The sequence below is a fragment of the Rossellomorea vietnamensis genome (assembly GCF_025398035.1).
In the GTDB taxonomy this organism is placed as follows: domain Bacteria; phylum Bacillota; class Bacilli; order Bacillales; family Bacillaceae_B; genus Rossellomorea; species Rossellomorea vietnamensis_B.
In genome coordinates this window covers 3,582,971-3,609,352 of sequence record NZ_CP104558.1, presented here as the reverse complement: position 1 = coordinate 3,609,352, position 26,382 = coordinate 3,582,971, and the positions used below count along the sequence as shown (strand labels likewise).

At 44.5% G+C, this 26,382-nt stretch carries 27 protein-coding genes; 15 read left to right on the top strand and 12 right to left on the bottom strand.

Annotated elements, in window-relative coordinates:
• Window positions 1-107 precede the first annotated feature (107 nt).
• The 3 genes from N5C46_RS18385 to N5C46_RS18375 are packed head-to-tail and all read left to right on the top strand — an operon-like array spanning window position 108 to window position 3,822.
• Window positions 108-1,613, top strand: coding sequence for a spore germination protein (locus N5C46_RS18385; protein WP_261749732.1), 1,506 nt, complete (start codon window positions 108-110; stop codon window positions 1,611-1,613).
• Between the two features lie 17 nt (window positions 1,614-1,630).
• A complete protein-coding gene (locus N5C46_RS18380) occupies window positions 1,631-2,719 on the top strand; it encodes a GerAB/ArcD/ProY family transporter (protein ID WP_261749731.1) in 1,089 nt (362 codons plus the stop codon).
• Window positions 2,716-3,822 (top strand): Ger(x)C family spore germination protein, encoded by a 1,107-nt coding sequence (locus N5C46_RS18375; protein WP_261749730.1) that lies wholly within the window; start codon window positions 2,716-2,718, stop codon window positions 3,820-3,822. The genes N5C46_RS18380 and N5C46_RS18375 overlap by 4 nt, the downstream gene beginning before the upstream one ends.
• A gap of 43 nt (window positions 3,823-3,865) precedes the next feature.
• Here N5C46_RS18375 and N5C46_RS18370 read toward each other — a convergent pair whose 3' ends face one another.
• On the bottom strand, window positions 3,866-4,927 hold the full coding sequence (locus tag N5C46_RS18370) for an oxidoreductase (protein ID WP_261749729.1): 1,062 nt from the start codon (window positions 4,925-4,927) through the stop codon (window positions 3,866-3,868).
• A gap of 103 nt (window positions 4,928-5,030) precedes the next feature.
• Between N5C46_RS18370 and N5C46_RS18365 the strand changes: the two genes are divergently transcribed.
• The gene (locus tag N5C46_RS18365; RefSeq protein WP_159362757.1) at window positions 5,031-5,345 is read left to right on the top strand and encodes a thioredoxin family protein; all 315 of its coding nucleotides are present in this window, start codon (window positions 5,031-5,033) and stop codon (window positions 5,343-5,345) included.
• A 51-nt stretch (window positions 5,346-5,396) separates the two neighbouring features.
• On the opposite strand, the gene N5C46_RS18360 is transcribed toward N5C46_RS18365, so the two are convergent.
• Window positions 5,397-6,773 (bottom strand): PGAP1-like alpha/beta domain-containing protein, encoded by a 1,377-nt coding sequence (locus tag N5C46_RS18360; RefSeq protein ID WP_261749728.1) that lies wholly within the window; start codon window positions 6,771-6,773, stop codon window positions 5,397-5,399.
• Between the two features lie 173 nt (window positions 6,774-6,946).
• Between N5C46_RS18360 and N5C46_RS18355 the strand changes: the two genes are divergently transcribed.
• Together N5C46_RS18355 and N5C46_RS18350 are read left to right on the top strand one after the other, a co-directional pair.
• Window positions 6,947-7,087, top strand: coding sequence for a hypothetical protein (locus tag N5C46_RS18355; RefSeq protein ID WP_261749727.1), 141 nt, complete (start codon window positions 6,947-6,949; stop codon window positions 7,085-7,087).
• A 123-nt stretch (window positions 7,088-7,210) separates the two neighbouring features.
• On the top strand, window positions 7,211-8,566 hold the full coding sequence (locus N5C46_RS18350; protein ID WP_261748840.1) for an IS1182 family transposase: 1,356 nt from the start codon (window positions 7,211-7,213) through the stop codon (window positions 8,564-8,566).
• A 126-nt stretch (window positions 8,567-8,692) separates the two neighbouring features.
• Here the strand turns inward: N5C46_RS18350 and N5C46_RS18345 are convergent, their stop codons facing one another.
• Window positions 8,693-8,845, bottom strand: a complete 153-nt coding sequence (locus N5C46_RS18345) for a hypothetical protein (RefSeq protein ID WP_261749726.1) — start codon at window positions 8,843-8,845, stop codon at window positions 8,693-8,695.
• A gap of 110 nt (window positions 8,846-8,955) precedes the next feature.
• Here N5C46_RS18345 and N5C46_RS18340 point away from each other — a divergent pair, with 110 nt between their 5' ends.
• From N5C46_RS18340 to N5C46_RS18330, 3 genes are all read left to right on the top strand, one after another.
• The gene (locus N5C46_RS18340; protein ID WP_261749725.1) at window positions 8,956-9,135 is read left to right on the top strand and encodes an H-type small acid-soluble spore protein; all 180 of its coding nucleotides are present in this window, start codon (window positions 8,956-8,958) and stop codon (window positions 9,133-9,135) included.
• Between the two features lie 69 nt (window positions 9,136-9,204).
• Window positions 9,205-9,768: a transposase gene (locus tag N5C46_RS18335; RefSeq protein WP_261749724.1), complete on the top strand. Its 564-nt coding sequence runs from the start codon at window positions 9,205-9,207 to the stop codon at window positions 9,766-9,768.
• Window positions 9,654-10,598 carry an IS3 family transposase gene (locus N5C46_RS18330; RefSeq protein ID WP_336275584.1) on the top strand — a complete coding sequence of 315 codons (945 nt, stop codon included), beginning with the start codon at window positions 9,654-9,656 and terminating at the stop codon, window positions 10,596-10,598. The genes N5C46_RS18335 and N5C46_RS18330 overlap by 115 nt, the downstream gene beginning before the upstream one ends.
• Before the next feature lie 67 nt (window positions 10,599-10,665).
• Here the strand turns inward: N5C46_RS18330 and N5C46_RS18325 are convergent, their stop codons facing one another.
• The 4 genes from N5C46_RS18325 to N5C46_RS18310 all read right to left on the bottom strand — a co-directional run bounded on the left by N5C46_RS18325 (window position 10,666) and on the right by N5C46_RS18310 (window position 16,382).
• Window positions 10,666-12,045 carry an alkaline phosphatase gene (locus tag N5C46_RS18325; protein WP_261749723.1) on the bottom strand — a complete coding sequence of 460 codons (1,380 nt, stop codon included), beginning with the start codon at window positions 12,043-12,045 and terminating at the stop codon, window positions 10,666-10,668.
• Between the two features lie 141 nt (window positions 12,046-12,186).
• Entirely contained in the window at window positions 12,187-13,044 is an 858-nt protein-coding gene (locus N5C46_RS18320; RefSeq protein ID WP_261749722.1) for a dimethylarginine dimethylaminohydrolase family protein, read from the bottom strand.
• A 184-nt stretch (window positions 13,045-13,228) separates the two neighbouring features.
• On the bottom strand, window positions 13,229-14,809 hold the full coding sequence (locus tag N5C46_RS18315) for a long-chain-fatty-acid--CoA ligase (protein ID WP_261749721.1): 1,581 nt from the start codon (window positions 14,807-14,809) through the stop codon (window positions 13,229-13,231).
• 133 nt (window positions 14,810-14,942) lie between these two features.
• Window positions 14,943-16,382, bottom strand: a complete 1,440-nt coding sequence (locus N5C46_RS18310; protein WP_261752375.1) for a DEAD/DEAH box helicase — start codon at window positions 16,380-16,382, stop codon at window positions 14,943-14,945.
• Between the two features lie 91 nt (window positions 16,383-16,473).
• Here N5C46_RS18310 and N5C46_RS18305 point away from each other — a divergent pair, with 91 nt between their 5' ends.
• The gene (locus tag N5C46_RS18305; RefSeq protein ID WP_261749720.1) at window positions 16,474-16,926 is read left to right on the top strand and encodes a hypothetical protein; all 453 of its coding nucleotides are present in this window, start codon (window positions 16,474-16,476) and stop codon (window positions 16,924-16,926) included.
• Window positions 16,927-17,233: 307 nt separating this feature from the next.
• On the opposite strand, the gene N5C46_RS18300 is transcribed toward N5C46_RS18305, so the two are convergent.
• Both N5C46_RS18300 and N5C46_RS18295 read right to left on the bottom strand, forming a co-directional pair.
• On the bottom strand, window positions 17,234-18,397 hold the full coding sequence (locus N5C46_RS18300; RefSeq protein ID WP_261749719.1) for an iron-containing alcohol dehydrogenase: 1,164 nt from the start codon (window positions 18,395-18,397) through the stop codon (window positions 17,234-17,236).
• A 101-nt stretch (window positions 18,398-18,498) separates the two neighbouring features.
• Window positions 18,499-19,374, bottom strand: coding sequence for a LysR family transcriptional regulator (locus tag N5C46_RS18295; RefSeq protein ID WP_261749718.1), 876 nt, complete (start codon window positions 19,372-19,374; stop codon window positions 18,499-18,501).
• Between the two features lie 148 nt (window positions 19,375-19,522).
• Between N5C46_RS18295 and N5C46_RS18290 the strand changes: the two genes are divergently transcribed.
• Together N5C46_RS18290 and N5C46_RS18285 are read left to right on the top strand one after the other, a co-directional pair.
• Complete coding sequence (locus N5C46_RS18290) at window positions 19,523-20,074, top strand: flavodoxin family protein (RefSeq protein WP_261749717.1); 552 nt, start codon at window positions 19,523-19,525, stop codon at window positions 20,072-20,074.
• 73 nt (window positions 20,075-20,147) lie between these two features.
• A complete protein-coding gene (locus N5C46_RS18285) occupies window positions 20,148-20,435 on the top strand; it encodes a hypothetical protein (protein ID WP_261749716.1) in 288 nt (95 codons plus the stop codon).
• Here the strand turns inward: N5C46_RS18285 and N5C46_RS23340 are convergent.
• Complete coding sequence (locus N5C46_RS23340) at window positions 20,338-21,405, bottom strand: nuclease-related domain-containing protein (RefSeq protein WP_420720465.1); 1,068 nt, start codon at window positions 21,403-21,405, stop codon at window positions 20,338-20,340. The genes N5C46_RS18285 and N5C46_RS23340 overlap by 98 nt on opposite strands.
• 243 nt (window positions 21,406-21,648) lie before the next feature.
• Window positions 21,649-22,077, bottom strand: coding sequence for a MarR family winged helix-turn-helix transcriptional regulator (locus tag N5C46_RS18280; protein ID WP_261749715.1), 429 nt, complete (start codon window positions 22,075-22,077; stop codon window positions 21,649-21,651).
• Window positions 22,078-22,247: 170 nt separating this feature from the next.
• Here N5C46_RS18280 and N5C46_RS18275 point away from each other — a divergent pair, with 170 nt between their 5' ends.
• Both N5C46_RS18275 and N5C46_RS18270 read left to right on the top strand, forming a co-directional pair.
• Window positions 22,248-22,670 carry an organic hydroperoxide resistance protein gene (locus N5C46_RS18275; RefSeq protein WP_261749714.1) on the top strand — a complete coding sequence of 141 codons (423 nt, stop codon included), beginning with the start codon at window positions 22,248-22,250 and terminating at the stop codon, window positions 22,668-22,670.
• Between the two features lie 114 nt (window positions 22,671-22,784).
• The gene (locus N5C46_RS18270; RefSeq protein ID WP_261749713.1) at window positions 22,785-23,975 is read left to right on the top strand and encodes an NAD(P)/FAD-dependent oxidoreductase; all 1,191 of its coding nucleotides are present in this window, start codon (window positions 22,785-22,787) and stop codon (window positions 23,973-23,975) included.
• 46 nt (window positions 23,976-24,021) lie between these two features.
• Here the strand turns inward: N5C46_RS18270 and msrB are convergent, their stop codons facing one another.
• Window positions 24,022-25,140 (bottom strand): peptide-methionine (R)-S-oxide reductase MsrB, encoded by a 1,119-nt coding sequence (gene msrB, locus N5C46_RS18265; RefSeq protein WP_261749712.1) that lies wholly within the window; start codon window positions 25,138-25,140, stop codon window positions 24,022-24,024.
• 157 nt (window positions 25,141-25,297) lie between these two features.
• Between msrB and N5C46_RS18260 the strand changes: the two genes are divergently transcribed.
• A complete protein-coding gene (locus N5C46_RS18260) occupies window positions 25,298-26,380 on the top strand; it encodes an MBL fold metallo-hydrolase (RefSeq protein WP_261749711.1) in 1,083 nt (360 codons plus the stop codon).
• The last annotated feature ends 2 nt before the right edge of the window (window positions 26,381-26,382 follow it).

Here is a 26,382-nt window from a genome sequence, read left to right as displayed (position 1 = left end):
TCATGAGCACTTTACGTATTCTTTCCTCTCCCCCCTTCCTTTTTCATAATTCTCCTTTTTTCGGTAACACTACAGGATAGACCATACATCGGACATGAGGGATTAGTATGTTTTCATTCTTTAAGAACAAAAAAAACAGCGATAAGGACAGTAAAAAGCAATCATATGAAAGTCTGAAAAAGGAAGCGGAGAAATCTGCCGATTATAAACAGGCCTTTTACCAGAATCCCCATACAGGGGTGAAGTTCAGTCTGCACTTCGTCACGACGTTGATTGATGGAAAGATCCTGCAGGAGGATGTCCTTCCTTCCTTGCTTTCAAAGGATTTTCACTCTTTCGATGATCTAAAAACACTGGTTCCTGTATTGGATATTCAAATCTCCACAGATGAAACCCAAATCGAACAGAAGCTGTATAACGGATATACCCTCCTGACAATGGATGCTTCCAACCGAAAATTTGCCTTCATCGCGACGAAGAATGAAATGGGCAGGAAAGTCTCTCAGCCGGAAGTGGAGTTCAGTGTCGTCGGACCCAAGGAGGCATTCGTAGAGTCTCTCAGTGATAACCTGAACCTGCTCAGAAAGCGACTGCCCATCAAGGAAATGCTAGTGGAAGAATTCAATCTCGGAACACTCACCCATACCCGGGTGGTGCTGCTCTATATTGATGGACTGGCAGATGAAGCAAACGTCAATACGGTCCGGCAGCGATTACGGGATATCGACTTTGATCAAATCATGGACAGTTCATTCATTGAACAGCTGATTGCCGATAATGGCAAGTCCCCCTTCCCGCAGCTATTGGACTCGGAACGACCTGACAGGGTAGCGTCCGTACTCGCCGAGGGTAAAATTGCCATCATGGTGGATGGATCGCCGCATGCTCTGATCGGACCGACCACTCTCGTAGAGTTTTTTAGCGCATATGAAGATTATTTCCTGAATTTCTTCATTTCTTCATTCCTGCGTCTGGTTCGTGTATTTGCCGTAGCATTCTCCATTTTGATCACACCCATTTATGTTGCTGCCTTGACCTATCATTATGAGCTCATACCGAAGGATTTAATGGCGACACTCATCACTTCAAGACAGGAGATCCCTCTGCCTCCCATTCTCGAGGCATTGTTTCTTGAGTTGACGATCGAGCTGCTGCGGGAAGCAGGGGCACGCCTTCCGACGAAGGTCGGTCAGACAATCGGTATCGTTGGAGGTATCGTCATCGGGACGGCGTCCGTTGAAGCGGGGATCACGAGTAACGTTCTGCTCATATTAGTGGCACTTGCTGCCCTCGCTTCTTTTACCACTCCCGTTTACCGGATGAGTAATACGATTCGTCTACTTCGTTTTCCCTTCTTATTGTTCGCACAACTTTGGGGACTGCTTGGGATCGTTTATTGCTTCTGCCTTCTGATGGGACATCTCCTGCAATTGACGTCTCTCGGCAGACCGTTCTTGGAACCTATTTACCCACCACGGGTAAAAGACTTGAAAGATGCACTCATTCGCCTTCCCTTCAGCAGACAAGGCGGCCGGCCGGAATATCTGCGCACGAAGAAACCGTTCAGGTTCCGTCCGTCTGAAGGGAAGAAAAAGCTTGATATCGATGAATAATGGTTGGAGGTGATCAAATGCAGCCGATTCCGGATAGAAGAAAAATATCGCCGTTCATGGTCTTCTTTCTCATTCACGCCATTCAGGTGGGGGCCGGGGTCCTTGGATTCCAGCGCATCATTTCAAAAAATGCTGGCTATGATGGATGGATTTCTGTCATTCTTGCAGGTCTTTTCACTCACGTTATCATGTTTATCATGTATCAAATCTTAAATAGAGTGGATGGAGATCTCGTATCAGCCCACACTCTTGTATTCGGGAAGTGGCTTGGGAAAGTATTCAGTCTCTTCTTTGTCATCTATTTCAGCTTGCTTGTGATTACCATTATGCGTACGTATATCGAGGTATTGCAGGTGTGGATGTATCCAAGATTGAGTACGTTCTTCTTTTCATTGCTCTTTCTCGTGCTTGTTTACTATATTGTCAACGGAGGGGTACGGACCGTGACCGGAACGGCCTTTTTCGGGATCTTTCTTCCGAGTTATCTCATATTAACGTTTGCCTTCACCTTTAAATATGCAGACTTTAGAAATATCCTGCCCGTCTTTGATCATACCGTGAAGGATCTGTTGATTTCTACCAAGAACATGTCCCTGACATATTTAGGTTATGAATCCATTTTACTTCTTTACCCTTTTGTGAAAGAGGCAAAGAAATCTCAAAAATATGCCCATTGGGCGCTATTTACGACCACTACCCTTTATACGATCTTAGCCATTGTTTCTTTCGCGTTTTTCAGTCAGAAACAACTGGAAAAGACCGTCTGGGCGACCCTCTCCATGTGGAAGATCGTCGAAATGCCGTTTGTGGAACGATTTGAGTATATCGGTATTGCCAATTGGTGCTTGATCATCCTTCCCAACGTATGTATTGCGATATGGTGTGCCAGCAGAATCTTAAAACGGATGACTCCACTGAGGCACAGGCATACATTATTCATCGTATGCCTGTTATGCTTATCCGCCCTCACATTTTTCGCTGACAGGAAACAAGTGAATTTCCTGAATACGGTATCAGGGCAGATTGGATTTTACATTAACTATTTTTACATTCCTGCTCTTCTATTGCTTGTGATCATCATGAAGAAAGTGAGGAACAAACAATGAAACATACATGTTTACTCACAGCTATTCTCATTTGTTTCTTATTACTGACAGGGTGTGTGGAGAAGGAAATCCTGGATGATTTATATATCGAAACAGGGAAAGCCTACGACTATGTAGGAGAAGATAGGATCAGGGGGACGGCCCTCTTCCCGATTTACTTAGCCGATAAATCGATTCAAAATGGGACGCTGTCAGCAGAAGCCTCATCTACGAGGGAAGTGCTCGAGAAATTGGAACGAAGATCACAGCAGCCCCTGGTCCGTGGAAGCCTTGACGTCGTTTTGATCGGTGAGGAGCTTGCCAAGAAGGGGATCATCGATATCGGTGATTCCCTTCAAAGGGATGCGAGTGTGGGGGCAAGGCTCTTTCTGACTGTGACGGAAGGGGAAGCCGGAGAGCTCATTAAAGGGAATTATGGGTTAAGGGGAAATGGTACATATCTATCCAATTTGATTCAACATAATATCTCACGAAGGGAATTGCCTGCAACCAATCTTCATATGTTCATCTATGATTATTTCCAGGAAGGTCAGACACCTTATCTGCCAATCTTAAAGCAGCTATCCAATGAAAGTGTGGGAATTACGGGCATAGCATTATTTAATAAAGATAAGATGATTAAAAAAATCCCTGCTAAGGATATGTTTTTCTTCAAGCTGATGGTGGATAGATATGCTGAAGGAAGTCACGTCATTAAAATGGGAAAAGAAAAAAGCAATGGTCATGTGGAGAAATCTATTGAAGCATCCGTGACCAGTCTCATCTCCAGGAACAAAATCATCGTCAAACATCATGCGGATCCTGTGGAAGTGACCATCCGTGTGAAAATAAGAGGAATCATCCGTGAGTATACAGGTAAGAAATTAACTCCTGATAAAGTGGTTGAAGTGGAGAAGCAAATGAAAAAAGATATTGAAGAAAATGGAATAAGAATGCTGAAGGAATTCCAGGAGTTAGGAATAGACCCTGTCGGCATCGGACAAATTCAAAAGCACGGTGTACGGGGATTTGATTTCAAGGAATGGGAAGACAGCATTTACCCACGTGTGAAATTCAATGTTGACGCCAAGGTTCAGATTTTGGAAGCAGGAACGGTGGAATAAGAGATGGAAAGGGGCTCCCTGCATGTTCAGGGAGCCCCTTTTTTCAGTTTATAGTGATGACTCGACCGGATGCTGCACTTTCTTTACATGCTTCGATGATTGTGATGACGCGCAAAGCCTCTTCCGGGTCGACAGGGAGAGGATGATTTTCTCTTATTGACCCGTATACCCCAAGGTAAAATTGAGTGTAGTCCCCTTTTTCCGATGGAATGACTTCAGATGTCACCTCTTCACCTGAGATAGTCGTAAGGACACCCCAATTTTCTTCGTCTTCGATTCCCCATTCTTCAGAAACAGGATTCTTTCCTGCCTTAAGGTCATCCTCCTGTCGATCCATCCCATGCTTCACAAAGCTTCCTTTCAGTCCATGGACCTGATAGCGTGGCCCCGGATCCAATACGATTGAACGTGAATACAGCTGAACCCTCATGACGTCATATCCCAGGGTAATAAGGAAGTAGTCCTCTGCCTTTTCAGGATCCCGCTGCGGGAACACATCCGCCTGTACCCAATTGGGTTTCCCGAACAGGGTGAGGGCCTGATCCAACAGATGAGACCCCAGATCATAAAGGACGCCTGCCCCTTCGATCTTATTCTCTTTCCACCGATCCTTAATGGCCGGACGGTACCGGTCAAAATGCGCTTCATATGTAAAGATCGGTCCAAGCGTCCCTTTTTTCACCAATTGCTGAATCGTCAGGAAGTCCGCATCCCAGCGCCGGTTATGGAAAACCGAGAGATGAAGTCCTCTTTCTTTCGCAAGTTCCAATAGCTCCTGCCCTTCCCGGCTATCCGTTACAAATGGCTTCTCTACGATCACATGCTTATCGGCTAGTAATGATTGCTTGATCATACTGTAGTGAAGGTGATTGGGAGTGGTGATAACGACTAATTCGATGTCTTCCTGAAGCAGATCTTCAAGGGAGGTCACCACAGTCGCTGCCTCTAAATCGTTTAATACTTTTTCTTCATTGGAAGACATGACCGCTTCTATATGAAATTCCTCTAAATGAGAGATTAAAGGACGATGAAAGCTTTGTCCTGAAAAACCGTATCCTGCTAAACCAACTTTAATGGGCTGCATAATGTCACCTTTTTCTTTCAAAATGTATTCTCATATTATCATGTACAAGATGAGACGAAAAATGATTCGTTTTACAATCAGACTCTGTTTTGTATAAAATAAGTGGGAAAGGGAGGTTATCATCATGCAATCAATCAAAAATAAAGAAACCTTTGACGATCTTATTACTTCAACAGAGCCTGTCATCGTAAAATTCCATGCAGACTGGTGCCCTGACTGCCGTAGAATGGATATGTTCATTGATGAAATCATGGAAGAATTCAATCAATATAAATGGTATGACATCAATAAGGACGAATTCCCGGAAATCGCAGAGAAATATGACGTCATGGGCATCCCAAGCCTGCTCGTCTACAAAAACGGCGAAAAAATCGCGCACCTGCACAGCGCCAACGCCAAATCACCAGAACAAGTGACAGAATTCCTGAACACCTTATAATGATAAAGGTCCGTCCCTCGTTATTCAGAGGGACGGACCTTTGTTTTTCACTTAATAAATATTTCCCTTTCCATCTACATACACCGTTTGAATCACTGTTCGTTGAAATTCGTTTCCCTGCTCCGTTTTCCCTTCCAGGTCAAGGGTGATGTTGTGGATTCCTTCCTCAAAGTCCGCGAGTGGCAGGGACGACAGATCTTCAGAAGTAATGAGTGTGGAGGGTTTTTTCCCGCTCTTCATTGGGATATGGTGGATCGTATACATTTTTTTCAACAAGGTTTGATCACTTGCAGTCAAGGAAGTCACTGCTGATTTCTTATGAAAGAGAATGCTCAGCATATAGTGTTCTTGAGACGCGTGAGCCCTTACTTCCCACCTTCCAGGAATGGGAGCAGTAAGCAGGAAGCTGTGATGAAAAGCACCGGGGAAATACCCTGTCGCATCTTCAGCCACACTCCACTGCCTGTATACTTGACCGTCCGGCCCCACCAGTTCATACATCGTATCCCGTTGATCGCTGACCCAGTCGATCGTGAGCCTCTCAACCCTTTCTTCCACAGAGAAATGTTCCACTGCCACACCATCCACTGTCCCTCCTCTGTGAAGCACCGAGGTTTCCTCTTCCTTAACATGTTCGTTCGCTTCAGCATGAACGACATCTTTCACCTCATCCGAGAGAATTTCCTTCATATAGGGAAAAATAGACCTTCCTTCTTTTATGGTCGAATGAGTCCAGTCCCGTACCGCCACTTCTTTGCCATAAGGGAGCCGGGAGCTCTTCACCAGGACAGCACCATCGCTCTGCCCAAACCGGCTTAAATAAAGCCCTCCCCAAAACAATTCAGATTGCGCCCCGCCCCAACCTGTACCGCCAAACGTATAAAAAGGGATGCTTCTGGCAAGATCATGCCGGTCCATTTCCGACCTGAAACCTTTCATATAGCCCGTTTGCAATGAAAAGACGGCAGGAGTCTTGCTTTTCAACGCATCGGTCAGCCATCCTGCCCATTTACTAAAAGCAAGATCGGCGAGCTCTGATCCATGATGGGGAGTTGATAGTGTAATGACCCGTTCTACATAAGGGGAAGCACCGTAATGCAACAGTGCCGTTTGGGCATCGATCCCTCCCTTGCTGTGACCGACAATCACGAGCTTTTCCTTTAAAGAATCGTACATTTCACCTATCTTCTCTGCTAAAATCCCTCCATTCGTCCACATGTCTTCGTCCCGGTGCAAATCGATGAACACCGATTGATAACCTGCTCCACGGATGATGGGGAGCATATCATTATTCAAAAGCCACGTGTCTGATGAAGTATTGATGCCATGGACAAACAAGACCGGAAACCCTTCCGTATTCGCTGCTTCCTCATCTTTGAACCACCTGCCTGGTTTTCCTTCCCGCATTTCTTTCATTCTTTCTTGCATCAGCATAGCCCTCCCAATAGAAAGAGTTCTTTTCTTCATTATCGTTCAGTACTGATAAAAATTCATCCTGATTGTTAAATTCAGGAATAAAGACATATATTCTCCCCGAATTGAATAGTCCCCTTCTCCTTATCAAAAACTAATATCGATTTTACTAATATGGAGGGATTCCTTTGACAATGAAAAACAATCGGGGCAGCGAGAACCAAAATTCACCTAGACGGGGCACAACAGAATTTGCAAGCGAAATCACAAGCGGGGACAACAGCAAGGGAAATAAGCATAATAAAGACCAGAAAAATAAAACAAAATAGTAAAAAACCTGCCTGATTCCCTTCAGGCAGGTTTCAGCTTGTAGACAAAGTCTAAGAATTAGACCAAGTCTACAAGCTTTTTTTGTATAATAGAAAGGAATAAAGCTTTTGTGGGGGATAAAAATGTTATCAAAACACACTAAAGAAGGAAGAAATCAAATTGAAATGGTTGCGCTAGATGAACTTGTTCCTGAGGATCATCTAGTTAGGAAAGTTGAACAAGCGATTGATTTTGAATTTATTTATGACTTAGTAGAAGATAAATATTGTTTAGACAATGGGCGGCCTGGTATTGATCCCGTTGTTCTCATTAAAATGGTCTTTACCCAATACCTCTTTGGCATACGCTCCATGCGTCAAACCATCAAAGAAATCGAAACCAACGTTGCTTATCGATGGTTTATTGGGTATTCGTTCAAAGAGAAAATCCCTCACTTTTCAACCTTCGGTAAAAACTACGTTAGGCGCTTCCACGATACGGATCTCTTTGAACAAATTTTCTACCGCATTTTGAAAGAAGCGATGACCAAAGGATTGGTGGATCCATCCGTTGCGTTTATAGATTCTACTCATGTAAAAGCGAATGCGAATAAGAAGAAATTCGAAAAGAAAATAGCCCGAGTCGAAACTAGAACGTATCAGGATCAGCTGGATAAAGAGATCAACATTGACCGAGAGGAACACGGAAAAAAGCCCTTCCCCCCACAGAATAAAGAAGAGTCAAAAGAAATAAAGGTCAGCACGACAGACCCTGAAAGTGGGTATTACGTAAAAGATGAGCGCGAAAAGCTGTTTGCGTATTCTTTTCATACGGCAAGCGACTCCCGGGGTTTTATCTTAGGATCTCTTGTCACGGGAGGAAATGTTCACGATAGTCGGATGTTGGACAAGCTCGTCACTCAAGTCACGGATAAAGTCGGTAAGCCCAGTTCTGTCGCTGTTGATGCAGGATATAAAACACCCCACATCGCTAAATTCCTCATGGACCAAGAAATCAGACCCGTTATGCCTTATACACGGCCGAGAACGAAAGACGGATATCTTAGGAAATACGAATACGTTTACGATGAATATTTTGACTCCTATCTTTGTCCCGAAGGACAAATTTTACCTTACCGTACTACCACAAGAGACGGGTACAAACAATACGCTTCAAATCCTTTGGAATGTAAAGACTGTCCTCTGTTAGAACGTTGTACACAAAGTAAGAATCACACCAAGATGATTCATCGACATGTGTGGCAGGATTACATAGATGAAGTAGAACATTTGAGACATACAGAACTTAATAAAACTCTATATGCGAAACGCAAAGAAACGATCGAACGGGTCTTTGCGGACGCAAAAGAAAAGCATGGCATGCGTTGGACGACCTTAAGAGGTCTTAAAAAAGTTTCAATGCAGGCGATGCTTACATTCGCTGCCATGAATCTTAAGAAGTTGGCAAACTGGACATGGCGAGGGCCATGTCCAGCCTAGAAACAGGAGAAAAATCTTTTAAAATATCAGAAAACCCCACCTTCGGTTAAAGTGAAGGTGGGGTTTGTCTACAGTCTGAAACCTGCCTGATTCCCTTCAGGCAGGTTTTTTTGATTTGGAAAGGAGTCACTCTTCTTCCTTTGCGATATTCACTGGCATCATATTGGATTCGACATGTATGTGACTCTGGTCGGCTTCCCTTTCAGCGCCACCATTGAATCGTTCATTTAATTCCATATTGGCTTCTGTTGCCGACATTTTCTCATCCTGCTTTTTCATCTCATCATCCTTTCACTTATAGAGTATCAATTCCCCTGAGGAATTATGCGGTCATGGTTCATCAGAATTTGGGACACACTAATCAGTGAAAAACATTAGGAGGAATGAATATGGATCAAAATCGAGTCAAACAAATCTTATCTTCTTCAGCCGACATCGAAGTCAAGTACCGGGATGCGTCCGTCTGGATCGACTCTGTCAAAGAAGACGGAAAAACAGCCGTAGTGCACCTTCGTGGACCATCGGAAGAACGTTCCGAAGTCAGTATTTCTGATTTAGAAGAAGTATAATAAAAAAAGACCACGTCGGTATCGACCCCCAAAAGTTAGAGTAGAAAACTAACTTTTGGGGGTGTTTTTATGGCTAAATATAGTGAAGAATTTAAACTAAAACTTGTCACCGAGTATCTGGATGGCCATCTTGGATATAAATCATTGGCGAAAAAATATAACCTACCTTCTAAGACACCACTACTAGATTGGGTAAGAGCTTATAAAACACAAGGAATAGAAGGTATAAAGCGAAGAGAAATAAACAAAGCGTACTCTGTTCAATTTAAATTAGATACGATACTATTTATGTTAGAGACAGGCGCTTCTTATCAGGAAACTGCGGAACAATTTAAGCTGAACAATCCTTCATTAATTCATTCTTGGACGAAAATATTTAATGAACAAGGAGTAGATGGCCTGAAACCTAAATTAAAGGGGAGACCTTCTATGTCTAAGAAACCTAATAAATCGGAGAAGAAGGAAGAGAAAAAGGTAACACGCGAAGAGGAATTAGAACGCGAGAATGAATTACTGCGATTGGAAAATGCGTACCTAAAAAAGTTGAGAGCTTTTCGGGAGAATCCGAATGCCTTCCGCGAAAAGCACAAGCCAAGCTCGCATTCGAACTTAAAGAAGAAGGATTCCGATTAAAAGATATTTTTCAAGTAGTGGGGATTCCCGAAGCAACCTACCACTATCATGTGAAGGGTTTTGACAAAGAGGATTCAAATGCAGAATTAAAAGAACTCATTACTTCCCTATTTAAAAAATTTCATGAACGTTATGGGTATAAACGGATTACGAAGGAATTAAAGAAATTAGGTCATCATATCAATCATAAAAAAGTATATCGTATTATGCGAGACATCGGATTGAAATGTGTAAAATTCATGCGGAAATCCCGTAAATACAATTCGTATAAGGGGAACGTTGGAAAGGTGGCAAAGAACCGATTATCACGCCGGTTTAACACGCATGTCCCTCTACAAAAATTAGTAACTGACATTACAGAATTTAAATGTCTAAACGAAGAGAAGTTATATTTAAATCCCATTCTTGACCTCTATAACGGAGAAATCATCGCGTACGGAATCAGGAAACGTCCCACGTTAGATCTAGTCACGGAACCTTTACATGAAACGATAGAAATAATAAGAGATCACGCAATCTATCGAACCACCATCCATTCTGATCAAGGCTGGCATTACCAGCACAATCAATGGGTGAAGACATTAAAGAAGAATAATGTATTCCAAAGCATGTCACGGAAAGCTACATGCGCAGACAACGCTGTAATGGAAAACTTTTTTGGTGTTTTGAAGCAGGAAATGTATTATGGAGAAAAATTAGTTACCTTTGAGGATTTGAGAAGCCGGATTGAAGAATATATCCACTGGTACAATCATGAACGTTCAAAAGAAAAATTGGATGGACTTAGTCCAGTCGAATACCGAACTCAGTCCATCCAATCAGCTGCATAACAAAACTCTAACTTTTGGGGTTAGCCACCGTCAGGGCGTACCCCCGACATGGTCTTTTTCAGTGAGTTTATTTCTTGTCTTTGATTTTGCCTTTATTCTTCAACAATTCAAAGATCATGTTTGCTTGATCCGTATTATCAATCAGGCCGGCAAATTTCTCTTTTTGAGGACCGTATGCGTACACAGGTACGTCATCACCAGTATGTCCGTCCGTTGTCCAGCCGGTACCTGAACGTTTATCAAAAATCTTCTCGATTGCATTATCGATTTCCGTCTGATCGCCTTTTTCAGCTGCGGTTTTCACAGAATCAATTTCTTCCTCAGTCAATTCAAGGTCGATATTGTCGGCTAACGTTTCTTCAACCGATGCACCGTTTACAATCTGCTCTGCCATATAGTCAGGTGTATGCTTTGCCGCCTGGATTGGAGCCGGATCCCAGTTGTACTCACCGTCAGAGCCAATTGAGATTCCACCCGTTGAATGGTCTGCTGTTACGATGACAAGAGTTTCTCCATTTTCTTTCGCAAAATCTCTTACTTTTTCAAACGCTTGTTCAAAGTCTCTCATTTCACTCATGGCACCGACTACATCATTATCATGACCGGCCCAGTCGATTTGACTTCCTTCCACCATCAAGAAGAAACCATCTTTATCTCCTTTTAAACGGTCAAGGGCAGCCGTCGTCATATCCGCTAAGCTTGGCTGCTTCTCATCACGGTCGATCATCTTGTCCATTCCGGATTCAGCGAACAGACCAAGAATTTGATCATTCTTATCTTTTTTAAGCTCATCAGCTGATTTTACATAGCTGTATCCGTCTTTTTTGAACTGTTCTGCAATATTGCGATCATCACGCTCGAAGAAATCTGTTCCTCCACCAAGCATGACATCGATCTTATGCTTCCCGTTGATCATTTCATCATAATAATCATTGGCAATCGCATCTTCACTCTTGCGTGACTCTTCATGAGCTCCGTAAGATGCCGGTGTAGCATGGGTGATTTCTGACGTAGAGACGATTCCTGTAGACATGTTATTTTCCTTCGCCTGCTCCAGAACCGTTTTTACATCTGATTTATCATTATCTACTGCAATCGCGTTATTATATGTTTTCACTCCGCCGCTCATTGCCGTTGCAGCAGCCGCTGAGTCTGTTACGTTCTCTTTTTCATCTTCCGGGTACGTCGTTTGTAGTCCGACAAGGTAAGGGTCAAATGCCGTCTTCTCCATTTCCATCGTATCAGGATTGTCATTCATATAACGAAGGGCTGTTGTGTACGGTACACCCATTCCATCACCGATCATAAAGATGACGTTCTTGGCTTTCCCATTTTTCGATTCCTTCGCTTTCGCTTCTGTGTTATCCTGGTTCATTCCTATGACGCTTCCAAGAGCTAATGAGGATACGACCGCCAACGGAAGGATCTTCTTCATTGATTTCTTCATTTTCCCTACCTCCTATAATTCGTGGTACATGTAGAAGGATAAAGGGGAAATATGAAGAACCATTTACGAAACGAATACAAGAGAGTAAAGCTTATGTAAATTGAAAAAAAACAGGCAAATAGTCACCTGTTTCTTTCAATATCATTCTCTTATAAGGGGAAGCGTACAGCAGCGGAATGACCCGCCTGACTTGATGATTTCCGATAAGTCCAGTTCGATCACGTCAAACCCTTCTGCCCTGATTCTCTCATTCAGAGCTTGGTTCTGGGTGAGACTGATGATTTTCCCATCTCCGATTGCCAATACATTCGGTCCCATTTGAAATTGTTCTTCATCCGTCACCGTAATGATGTTGTAGTGCTTCTTGATGGTCTCGAGATCCCCTTCGGAAAAGGCCGGCGGATATACAAGTGCCCATTCACTGGAAATGATGGTGAATACACAATCCAAATGGAGAATGTCTTCCCTTAATGGGAGTTCATGTACGGTATATGGTGTGAGCTGATTCCTCAGGGATTGTATTGCAAGCTGATTCGTTCGACCGCTCACGCCGATCCAGATATTTTCTTCATCAACAAGAACATCCCCACCTTCAATGGAATGGAGAAGTTCGGTATATGGTACCTCGTTTTCTTCCAGCCAGTGCTTGAGGATTTTCACTTCCCCCCGCCTGACATCCGTATTCATCGATGCGACGAAAAACTGATCATGAATCGTGAAACCGATATCTCTCGTGAAGACTTGTTCATTGAATTCAGGAGAAGGTTGAAGGTGAATCACCTCAGATCCATTTTCCTCCAGCGCTTCAACAAATGTTTTATGTTGGGAAACAGCTTTATCTATATCAATATTTTCTTTCAAAAAATGTTTTTGTGTTTCATTTATGATTTCATTGATTTGCATATTTTCAGGTGAAACCACGACCACTTTCATTAACTTTCCATACTCATTGGTACAATGTGTTTTTGATTTTGGAACCAACGGGGAATTTAAACTCATCTTTATGCCCTCCAATTATCTACTCTTAAAAACTGCTTTTCCCTGTTATTATGAAGATAAAACGTCCTTTTTATAACATATGCCGTCTGGGTATGAACAGGGACGACGAGCAGCCTTGATAGATGAAATAAGGGCATTTGTCCACATAAAATAGAAAAGCCGTGCAGCTGCACGACTTTTCCCATTAATGAACCATCCGGTCATGATCCTTCCAAAACTCTTTCCGGATCACCACTTTTTGGATCTTTCCTGATGCGGTTTTAGGTAATTCTTTCGCGAAAGTAATGCTCTTTGGTGCCTTGAAGTGTGCAAGCTTTTCTCTCGTGAAGTCGATCAGGTCCTGTTCTGTCAATATGTGTCCGTCTCTTAGAACCACCACTGCATGGGGAACTTCCCCCCATCGTTCATGGGGAATGGCCACCACCGCTGCTTCCAGGACACCATCATGCTCGTAAAGGGCTCCCTCCACCTCAATGGACGAAATGTTTTCTCCGCCGCTTATGATGACGTCTTTCATCCGGTCGACGATTTCGATGTAGCCGTCTTCATCGACCGTCGCCATATCTCCCGTATGCAGCCATCCTTCCCTGATCGTTTGATTGGTGGCTTCCGGATTTTTATAATATCCTTCCATCACCGTATTGGTCCTCGTCACGATTTCACCAATCGCTTTTCCATCATGAAGCACCTCTTCCCCGAGTTCGTTGACCACCTTCACCCTACTCCCGATCATGCTGTATCCCGCTTTCGCCTTCAGGCGGTATGTTTCTTCCTTGGGCCGGTCCTGTTCCGAGGATCTTAAGATAGAAGTCGTGATAAGGGGTGAGATTTCCGTCATCCCGTACACCTGGATGAATTCCCACTTCAAATTCTCCTCTACTTTCCGGACGAATGCCGGCGGCGGGGCAGACCCGGCAATGACAACCCTTATATTTTTCCCGGTGGAGCGATCCCTGTCCGGATAGGACTCGAGGAGCATGTTGAGTACGGTCGGTGCCATATGCATAACGGTCACATCATGCTTCTCCACCTTATCGAGAATCACTTCCGGATCCACTTTTCTGAGCATCACCTGGGTTGCGCCATTGGCCGTATAATAAAATGGTGACCCCCAACCGTTCACATGGAACATGGGCAGGACGTGAAGAAGCGTATCCTGATCCGTCACCCGCAAATGATGCATGGACGATAGGGCATGCAAATAATTGGACCTGTGTGTGAGGAGCACCCCCTTCGGATCCCCCGTCGTCCCGCTTGTATAAAGAAGGGACGCGATATCCGTCTCTTCCAGTTCGGCACGGGAGAAAGGCTCGCGACTGAACGAGCCGCGCCACTCATCATAGCCCCGATGGCCGTCCCTCGTATTCCCGTGAATGACCACATGCTTCAAGTGAGGGACCTTTGGTAGAATCGGCTGGACCAACGGATAGAGTTCCTCATCGACAAACAGTGCCTTACTCTCACTATGTGTGAGGATAAATTGATAATCGGCTGGCTTTAATCTGGTATTCAAAGGCGTCATGACTCCTCCGACAGAGTAAACGCCATAAAATCCTTCCAGCATCTCCGTCGTATTGGGAGCAAGATACGCCACCTTATCCCCTTTTTCTATTCCAAACTCCTTCAGTCCCCTTGCCAGTTGGTTCACACGGTCACCGAGTTGTTTATACGTCAAACGCTTTTCGTCATCGATGATCGCTACCTTATCCCCGTATAACTCCACTGCCCGATCCAGAAAATCCGTTAACACCAATGGTACGTGCATATGTACATCCATCCCCTCTATTAATCAATCTTATATGGACTATATTAACAGATACAGACTATTTATGGGAATATTCAGATATTTATACCGACTAAAAAAGCATGATGACCTTCTCGTCACCATGCTTTAGAAATCAGCGCCCTCTTCGATTCGAAGTGGATCTGCTGCCACTATTTCGTTGATTACCGTTGTTGTTCCTTCCTGTCGAGCCACTTCGCTTACCGCGGGTGTTACCCGATGATTCACCACCACCGCGGCGGGGATTCTTGTCTTCACTCTTGGACCTGCGACTGCGGGTCGGACCATCATTGTCACCCGTCCTGGATCTGCCACCCCGGGGTGACCTTGCTTTTCTTTCCTTACTCGCTTGTATATTCTTTTCACGGCGATCCTTTGCACTTTCACTGGATCCTTTCGTGCGATTGGGGGTTTCTTTAGTAGAAACGACTTCCACTACACGGCGGGGCAATGAACGTCCGATGCCTTTTTCGATCATTTCCAGATCCTGCTTATCCTTCAGTGCAACAAAGGTGATGGCCAGCCCGTCTTTTCCGGCACGGCCCGTACGCCCGATTCTATGGATATAGCTTTCCACATCTTGAGGGATATCATAGTTGAACACATGGGTCACACCCTCCACATCAAGCCCCCTGGCCGCCACGTCCGTTGCGATAAGAAGCTGGAGCTTTGCGTCCCGGAACTTCTTCATCACGTTTTCCCGCTTCGCCTGAGACAAGTCACCGTGGAGTTCATCGACGAGAAAACCTCTCGCTTTAAGGTCTCCCAGAAGCTTGCTGACCCTCCTCTTCGTCCGGCAGAAAATGATGCCAAGGAACGGCTGGACATCGTGGATCGTCTGACTGAGGGCATCCAGCTTCTGTCGATCCGTCGTTTCCACAATTTCCTGCTGGATTTCCTGTACAATTTTTTCTTTTTCACGGATCTGCACATTATGAGGTTGATTCATATAGCGCTTCCCGATCTTACGGATATCCTTGGACATCGTTGCTGAAAACAGGGCGGTCTGACGGGTGAACGGCGTCTCGCGGATGATCGACTCCACTTCATCGAAGAAGCCGATATGAAGCATCTGATCCGCTTCATCCAATACGAGGAACCTAACATTTGAAAAATCGACCGTCTCGCGGCGCACATGATCAAGGAGTCGTCCCGGTGTACCGATCACGATATGAATCGCCTTATTCTTCAGTCGCTTAATCTGTTTCTCCACATCCTGACCACCGTACACAGCTAATACATGTATATCATCTTCGACAGAAGATAGTATTTGATTCAATTCAGCAGTTACCTGAATCGCAAGCTCCCTCGTCGGAGTCACAATAAGGGACTGGATCTCATCTTTTTCCGGATCGATTTTCGCAAGCATGGGCAGGAGAAACGCCATCGTTTTTCCCGTTCCGGTCTGTGCCTGTCCGATCACGTCCTCACCATTCAATAAGACTGGGATGGTTTCGCTCTGAATCGGCGTCGGTTCTGTTATGGATTGTTCTTTTAAAGCATTAACGTACTTAGGTTGAATTCCTAAGGAAGTAAAATCATTCAATGGGGTCACCTCTTTGATACTCATTATACCCGTAATCCTCTTTAGAAAATAGGGCGCTGTGGTATAATGGGAAAATCGTAAAATGAAATGAGGAATCACATTGCTGACATTTGAAGATAAATTAGCTCTCATAGAAGAATTTCCCGAGCTTACACGAAAGGACGTTTCACTGAACCGCGTGAACTTCCACTTTGAAGACAGTCTCTATGAAAAAACGACCGTCGTCTATCACCTGCACCCGAACGGAAACGGCTTTGTTTACACGGGCAGCCTCGATTATGAATCCAATCCAAAAGGCCTTGTGAATATCCGTGATTTTTCGGCAGATGAACTGCGCGAAATCATTCGTGCGTCGATCGATCACTTGGCAACGGAAGAAGAAGTTGCGCCTCCCGTGGAACAGTTATGGAAAGACGCAGAAGGACATTCCCTCATGCTGATTGAAGAAGATGACCGCTGGAATATCTACGCCGGTGACAATCTTGAGGACAGCTTCGGCGGGTATGATGAAGCAGCGTTGTATCTGCGTGAAGAAGGGTTCCGGAGACGGTAATACGTTTTCGGGATGCAAGAAGGATGAAAAAAGGACGAATCGGTGTGTCGATTCGTCCTTTTTTGTTCTCGGGCAGCGTGGGCGATGGGGGGATTTGGTCATGGTGTAGGGGAATCTGGTCCGGGCGAAGCCGGAGTCGCCAAGAATCCAGCCGATTTTCGAGAAAATCCAGCCGAAACGCGCGTTAATCCGGCCGTTTTTGATGAAAATCCAGCCGGAATGGCCAAGAATCCAGCCGTTCCTGAACAGAATCCAGCCATTTTACTTTTTTTCCCAACAAACACACCAAACCCGGGAACCACATCATCTAAAGAGATCTTGCCAATATATCCCTCACACTGTCCAGATCCATTTCTTTATACGTACCTACGCCAGGCTTGATGAACGTCTTCTCCGCAATGGAATCGAACTGACTATCATCAATGTCATAATCGGCAAGCGTGCCAGGTGCCCCGAGGGAGTTCCAGAAGTCGCGCAGAGCTTTCGCCCCTTCACGTGCCACGTCGATATCTTCCTTGCCTTCAGGCGAGATCCCGAACACATTCACCGCAAGCTGTTTGACCCGGGATGGATCCTCTTCCAGTACATGCTCCAGCCAGTTCGGGAAAAGTATCGCAAGACCGCCGCCATGGGGAATATCGTAGATGGCCGAAATGGCATGCTCGATCCGGTGGGTGGCCCAATCCCCTCCGTCGGTCCCATTTGCAAGAGATCCATTGAATGCCGTCGTACTGATATACATCATCGTTTCCCTATGCTCGAAGGACTCGAGATCCTCCAGTAGTTTAGGACCGGTTGCAATCGCCGTCCTTAAAAGGGATTCAATGAACCCGTCAATCATCGGCGTATTTTCCGTCCGATGGAAATAGTGTTCAAGAGCATGGGACATGCTGTCGACGATCCCATAAATTGTCTGGTCGCGGGGTACAGAGAATGTGTAAGAAGGATCCAGTATAGAAAACGTCGGGAAGACAAGAGGCGAGCCCCAACCTAATTTATCATTCGTTTCCCAGTTCGTAATCACAGACACAGAGTTCATTTCTGAACCTGTCGCAGCCAACGTCAGGATCGTTCCAAAGGGAAGTGCTTCCTCGATCGGGGCTTTGGCGGTGATCAGTTCCCACACGTCCCCCTCGTACTTTGCTCCTGCCGATATCGCTTTTGTGCAGTCGATCACACTTCCACCGCCTACTGCCAGGATGAAGTCTATTCCTTCTTTTTTGCAGATATCGACACCTTTACGGACATTGGTCAGTCGGGGATTGGGTTCCACTCCCTTTAACTCAAAAACGTTGGCATCCATTTTACCCAACTCGGTCATCACATCATTGTAAACGCCATTTCTCTTGATGCTTCCTCCCCCATAAACCAGTAAGACCTTCAGTCCCTTGTCTAAAATGGAAGACAGCTGCTTCACTTCATCTTTACCGAAGTAAAGCTTCGTCGGATTGTATTGTAAAAAAGTGTTCATATTCAGCACCTCTTCGTAAGAATTATCCATTCATTTTACCATCTTTTTGACCCATAAAGTTATTGATAGTTTTTCATATTATTCATCAAGAATTTTGATATCTATGAAGTCAGGGCTCCGATCAATTGTGTAAGTGGAGGCGTCAGCCACTTTTTTTCTAGATAAATAATCTGTGTATAAAGAGGGCTTTTTTCATGATCAAATGGAATCTGAACGACCTTTCCACTCTCAATATCCTTTTGCACGGCTATCTCAGGCAGGATGGCCAAACCCAGGTCATCGGCTACACACTGTTTGATGGCTTCTAAGCTGCTGAAGGAGATGATAGATTTTGCCTGCACATCGTTCTCTTTTAAAAGTTGCTCCAATAAGACCCGGTACGAACAACCTTTCTCTGTTAAAATCAGGGTTTCCGATTCAAGCTCCCTTACGTTCATTTGTTTCAGGGAATGCAATCGGTGACCCGGTGGCGCAATCATGACCAATTTCTCCTGCCTGATGGGAATCGTCGTTAAGTCGGGATGTTCTGAAAAACGGTCAAGAAGGATAGCGATATCATACTTCCCTTCAAGGATGCCTTCCTTTAAGTTCGGACATAGTCCGGATTCAAGGAGGATCTTTAATTCAGGGTGCTTCCCTTTTAGTTCCTTAATATAAGGCGTGATGAAATAAGCTGCCAGGGATTCCACGGTCCCGATCCGCAAGGTCCCCCGCAGATTGCTTTCCTGGGAGATCCGTTCTTCCGCTTCATCCAGAAGGGACACTATTTTTTCCACGTAGTAGTAAAGCTCTTCTCCTGACTGCGTCAGCCTCATTTTTCCGCCGACCCGTTCGAATATTTTTATCCCATAATGCTCTTCCAGCTTCTTGATCTGGGTCGTCACACTGGACTGGGCATATCCGAGTTCCTCCCCGGTCTTCGTGTAACTCCCCCATTTAACCACTTCCTTAAATGTATAAAAATAGTTCAGATCCATTTTTCCCCTCCTATCATCTATTACAATAATTAGTATCGATAATTATAGATAACTTTAATCTCCCCATCAATGGTATACTCTTAACCATTCAGAATCCCATTAGCGGTTAAAGCCAAATATAATGAAATGTATAAAGGAGTGTTCATCAATGAAAGTACTGGCCCTTTTAGGAAGCACACGAAAAAACGGGAACTCCGAATATCTTGCGAAGAAAATCGTCGAAGGTACCGACCATACCGTCGTCTCCCTTGCCGATCTGCATATCGAGCCGATTGAAGACCTGCGTCACGCTGAAGGAGGATTTCTCCCTGTCGATGATGATTACGAACAGCTGGTCCGGATGATGGAGGAGCATGACGTATTATTATTCGCTACGCCTCTCTATTGGTATGGAATGAGCGGTCCGATGAAGAACTTCTTCGACCGTTGGAGTCAGTATTTGCGCGACGAGCGTTTCAACTTGAAAGAAGAGCTTACGAAGAAAAAGGCGTACGTGGTGATTACCGGAGGAAGCTCGGCCAACATAAAAGGACTTCCCCTTGTACAGCAATTCAATTACATTTTTGAATTCGTCCATATGGAATTCACAGATTACCTGATCGGTGCCGGCGTCAAACCTGGTGAGATCGTGAACGACACGGCTGCACTGGAGAAGGCAGAACGCTGGAACGCGCGATTTAAAATGGATGATCCCTCTTAAGGGGTCATCTTTTTTTGTTAATCCACACACAATAAGGAAATAGTATGAACAAAACCCTTATTGGAGGCTTTATATGGATTTCCCAACGATTCACACAAACTTCTGGGATGCCGTCATCGCCATTCCCGTCATCATCCTGTTAACCCAGCTTATCAAAGTCTTCTTTAAACCACGTGCTTTTCTGGTACCGAATATTGCCGTCCTGCTCGGGCTTTTCATCTCGATTTTCATCAGCCACAGGGGGCATCCCGTCACGGGCATATTCATGGGCTTTTTTTACGGTTATGCGGCGATTGGGAATTACGCTTCTTTGAAGACTTCAGTGCTGGCATTTCGGGGGGAGAAGGAGGAGTCGCCATAAGTGGTGATAAGTTGTATGCCCGGTCCCTTGTGGATCCCGTCGATGGAAGGGCCAATTTTTGCAGGAGTTTGCGCGCAGTTGAAGTGGACTCCAATTTTAAGAATTCCCTCGTTTGCTTGTTCGTAATAAAGGTATTTATCAGAAACGCATAATCTCTCAATGCATGAGTATGGGCATCCTTTTGAACGGATAAACAGCGCCCGCATCTCCATGTACCACTTATTCTCTCCATCGATCCGGACTGACATTGAACACAGTACACTCCATGAAGAATAAACGATTGTGAGATATTGAACTGTTTCAAGAGGTTATAGGATTGTGGTATGTGATGCTTCAAAAATGCTTTCGTCAATTTGGTTACTTGTTGAGGAGATAATGATGGATTTTGATGGGATTGGAAATAGCTTTCAATTTGGAAAGGGAGTTTTGCACTTCTTATCACCTTCTGATAAACGGAATGATCTTGCGAAGAATTTTTTATATGGGAATGTGGGTTGGTAAAGACTACAATGTTCTCGACAGGTATGGACGGGTAATTTCTTTCCACCAGCCAACTTTCAAGGTCCTTTTTTTGTCTGTGAGACTGGAGTATGGGATCCTGAAATACCTCTATTTTACCATTAAGATTCCGGATCATTTGGTTATAGGTTGTATCAATATAAATTTCTCCTGCGATGTTCTTCACTTCTAAAATGAGAATGAAATTCCTATGAAGGATTAAAGTATCGATTTGGAAAAAGGCGGATTGAATAAAGAGGCGAAGATCGTGGAGAATCAAATATTCTTTTTCTGGGAGTCGATTCAAATAATAGTCCAAAGATAGCTCTCCGTGGTAACCTGCCTTGAAATTCCCCAACTGATGCTCAATCTCATTTCTTCCGCTGTAGGATTTGGGTAAGCGCCGTAATAATACCTCAAGGTTTACGATGATACCAGGGGGTTCATGCTTTTTTACGATCAATAAGATCACTCCTTTAAGATAAGTAGGGTGTTGGGATGGTCTCAGGGGATGATTTTCATCATTTTTTGTTGAGGGTTCGGTCCAGACAGGAAAAATCCAGCCGCTTGTGATGGAAATCCAGCCGTTATGGGAGAAAATCCAGCCAGAAACAAGGAGAATCCGGCCGTTATGAGACAAAATCCAGCCAAAACGGCAAAAAAACCAGCCAATATCCAAATTATAACAATATATATCCAGAAATGATAATTATTTTTATCCCTGCAGTTTATCGAGGATCGTCGTCAACGTCTGATCCAACTTCGAAAGCTCGTCACCATCCATCTCAAGACGCTCCAATAAACGGGTCGGGACACATTCTGCTTTCTCCTTCATTTCCAGTCCTTTATCTGTAAGACTGATGATGACACTTCTCTCATCCTCTGACGAACGCTTCCGCTCCACCAGTCCGTTCGCTTCCATTCTTTTCAACATGGGGGTCAGCGTTCCGGAGTCGAGGAATAACTTCCTTCCGAGTTCCTTTACCGATATCGTTTTTTCTTCCCATAACACGAGCAAAGCCAGGTATTGTGGATACGTGACACCGATTTCCTCCAGGAGGCTCCGGTAAAGCTTCGTGATCTCCCTCTCAGCTGTATATATTTTAAAGCAGATTTGATTTTCCAATAATAGTGGATCCTTCATACATGTCGATTCCTTTCTTGTACATACTAATTGTGATTATCATACAAAAAAGAATAACAATTATCAAATTAAATTGCGCACAACTAAATTGTTGACAACTAAATTAAAATCCTTTATAGTTATTTTTGCAAAGTTAAATTGTGCACAACTAAAAAAGAGGAGTGAAAGAAATGGATGCATTATACACAGCAAAAGCAACGGCTAAAGGTGGCCGTGACGGAAAAGTAACAAGCAGTGACGGAGTATTGGATGTGGCTTTGGGCATGCCAAAATCACTTGGTGGTTCCGGGGCAGACGGGGCAACAAATCCTGAACAACTATTTGCAGCTGGATATTCGGCTTGTTTCGACAGCGCTCTAAATTTAGTGGCCCGCCAGGAAAAGAAAAAAATCCAATCCAATGTGACGGCTGAAGTGTCAATCGGGAAGGATACAGATGGAGGATTTAAATTAGGTGTTGTCCTCTCAGTTGCCGTAAATGGTGTAGAACTGGATGAAGCCAAACAACTGGTGGAAAAAGCACATGGTGTATGTCCTTATTCCAAAGCGACAAACGGAAATATTGATGTAGAATTGCATACTGAATTATTTTAATGGATCAGGATGGGCAAATGAATGCCCATCCTTTTTTTGATTTCACATGTTTTAATCTCCCCTCCTCAAGGGAATGGAATAGGAATAAATTCATTACTCAATGGGGGCACCAGGATGGAATTACATAATGGTCAATTGTATTGGCCAACCACATTAAAAAATAGACAAGAAGATTTTGATCAAAAATATGATGCAGTTATTATAGGAGGCGGGATGTCAGGGGCATTATGCGCCTATTCACTCGTCCAGGAAGGCTTGAATGTTGCCATCATTGAAAAACGGACGCTGGCTGCCGGCAGTTCATCCGCCAATACAGGTCTGCTTCAGTTTTCCAATGACGTCATGCTTCATGAATTGATGGACCAGATTGGAGAAGACAAAGCGGTTAGTTTTTATTCCTTATGTATGGAAGCAGTGGAGAATCTGGAGAAGGTGGCGATGAATCTACCCGTTTCTCCTGATTTCATCCGCAGGAAAAGCATTTACTATGCAAGCACGTCACGACATGTTCCAAAGTTAAAGAAAGAATATAAAACCTTGAATGAGCACGGCTTCCCTGTGGAGTATTGGTCTCGTAAAGAGATGAAAGACCGCTTGCCTTTTTCAAAGGCCGGCGCGTTGATCACACATGGTGACGCAGAAGTGAATCCATACAAATTCGTGAATGGGATATTTGATTATTTAAAAGATGGAAAGCAAACAACGATATTTGAAAATCTGGAAGCAACAAACATAGAAGAACATTCTACAGGTGTAAATATCCAAACCCCTGACGGAATCATTCAAGCTACGCACCTGATCCATGCAACAGGCTATGAAACGCCTCCCTTGAATAAGAAGGTGGGCTCAGACATCAACAGATCCTATGCCATTGCGACAGAACCGATCGAAGATTTATCTCAATGGGATGACAGAGCGCTCATATGGGAGACAAAGCGGCCTTATTTATACTTGCGCACTACGGTCGATAATCGGATTATTGCCGGAGGGTTAGACGAAGACCCTGCAGAGGCGCCACAAAGTGAGAAGAAAATCGAAAAACGCGGAAAGCGGATTGAAAAAGAAGTTCAGAAACTGTTTCCCGACCTGAAGATCAAGATGGACTATGCATGGGGGGCAAGCTTCGGGGAGTCCCTAGACAACCTTCCCTACATCGGGAAACATCCCGACAAAGACAGGATTTATTATCTGCTCGGTTATGGTGGAAACGGCACTGTCTACAGCATGCTCGGAGCCAACATCCTGCGGGACCTTATCTCGGGCCGTCCCAACCCGGATGCAGAGATCGTCAAATTGGATAGATAAATGATCGGGGACGGACCTTCAATAAAGGTCCGTCCCCCACTTCCATTTAGAATTGAGACAAGAATTCACCGTATCCCTGCTCCTCCAACTCATTCTTCGGAACAAAACGAAGAGCTGCCGAATTCATGCAATACCTTAGTCCTGTAGGTTTCGGGCCATCATCAAATACATGACCCAGGTGGGAATCCGCATGTTTACTCCTGACTTCCGTCCGAACCGTGAACCACGACCGGTCTTCCACTTCCACAATATTATCTTCTACAAGAGGCTTTGTGAAACTCGGCCACCCTGTTCCACTTTTGTATTTATCCTTCGAGCTGAATAGAGGTTCACCCGAGACGACATCCACATAGATGCCCTCTTCCTTGTTGTCCCAGTATTCATTCTTGAATGCTTCCTCCGTGGCATCTTCCTGAGTGACTTTGTATTGGATATCCGTCAATTTTTCTTTTAATTCATCATCCGTAAAAGAGGGATAAAGAGAATTGGTCTTGAGTTCGATATGGCGATCATCTCCCCAGGCCTCATCAAGGAAATCATCCCTGCCTGAATTGCTTCGGTAAAATTTGTAGCTCAGTTTATTTTTCTTATAGTAATCCTGGTGGTACTCTTCGGCTTTGTAAAAGGTTTTTGCCGGCTGGATCTCTGTTACAATTTCTCCATCAAAACGGCCTGAATCTTCCAATTCCTTTTTTGATTTTTGAACTGTCTTCATCTGTTCTTCATTATGATAGTAAATCCCGCTCACGTACTGGGGTCCCCGGTCGACGAACTGTCCACCGGCATCCGTCGGATCGATTTGCCTCCAGAAGACTTTCAGTAATTGTTCATAGGTGATGACCTCAGGGTCGTATTCGATTTGAACAGCTTCCACATGTCCCGTCTGTTGTGAGGATACTTCATCATAGGTCGGATTTTTTTCTTCGCCGCCTGTATATCCTGAAATGACCGAGTATACTCCGTCCAGTTTTTCAAAGGGCGGTTCCATGCACCAGAAGCATCCCCCTGCAAAGGTCGCAATTGCATGGTCTTCATCGATCGTCTCCGATTTCACCGCTTCACTCCCCAACGATTTCTGGGTCAGGCTTGCATACAGTTTCGGTCCAAAAAATGCCCCAAGAGCTACTATGAGTATGAGCCCAATTCCAATCAATATCTTTTTCATCGTTTCTCCTCCCCACCATTTTTCTCTTACCTTCATTGTACTCTTTGTCTTTTCGTCTTGCGAAGATGAGTCGGTTTTCTTCTATGAACGATCACAAACTTGGCTTTGGACAGGAACGCAGGATTCTGCGATAGTAATAGCTAAAAGGAGAAAATCCATGTCTCTCATTCTTATAGTGCTATTCGCTGTCATTTTGACCGCTTTCCTGATTGTAAAGTACTATCCCGCATTTGGAAAAAAACCCTCAGGTGAACGGGTTTTCTCATCGCCTCAGTATTCACAAGGATCCTTTCAAAACTCGATTCCCACTTCCATGGACACGAGCTTTTCTGCATCCGTTTCCATGATCCGCGACCTCGTAAAACGAAACGCTAATCGCAAACCTGATGTTGATCTTCCAAGAGTCGCTTTCCCATCTTTTTCCCACCCCCACCCTGTGACAAATGTTACGTGGTTCGGACACTCTGCTTCGATGCTTGAAATGGACGGGAAGAGACTGCTGCTTGACCCCATGTTTGGCAGTGCCCCATCCCCATTTCCATGGATAGGGGGAAAAAGGTACAGCAGGGAGCTTCCCTTTCAACTCGATGAACTGCCTTCCATCGATGCTGTGATTTTTTCCCATGATCACTATGATCATCTTGATTACGGGACGATTCGAAAGCTTCGCACGATAGTGAAGCAATTCTTTGTTCCCATTGGGGTAGGCAGCCATTTGGAACGTTGGGGAATTCATCCCGATCACATAGTGGAGCTTGATTGGTGGGAGGAAAAGGAATGGGCCGGCCTTACACTCGTATGTACTCCTGCCCGGCATTTCTCCGGCAGAAGCCTGAATGACCGGAACGCTTCCTTATGGTGTTCATGGTGTATAAGCGGCATTTCCTCCAACATCTTTTTCAGTGGGGATAGTGGGTATGGCCCACATTTCAAAGAGATTGGTGAGAAGTACGGTCCGTTCGATTTGACCTTGATGGAATGCGGACAGTATGACCCCAGATGGGCACCGATTCATATGCTCCCTGAAGAAACCGTCCAAGCCCATATTGACGTGAATGGGAAATGGATGCTGCCCGTCCATTGGGGGGCTTTCACATTATCTTTCCATGCATGGACAGATCCGATTGAACGTGTCACAAAATTCGGAGAAGACCGGAATGTCCCCATTGTAACGCCTAAAATCGGGGAAACCTTTCTTGTGGAGGGAGATTCATTCCCATCTTCTAAATGGTGGGAATGAAC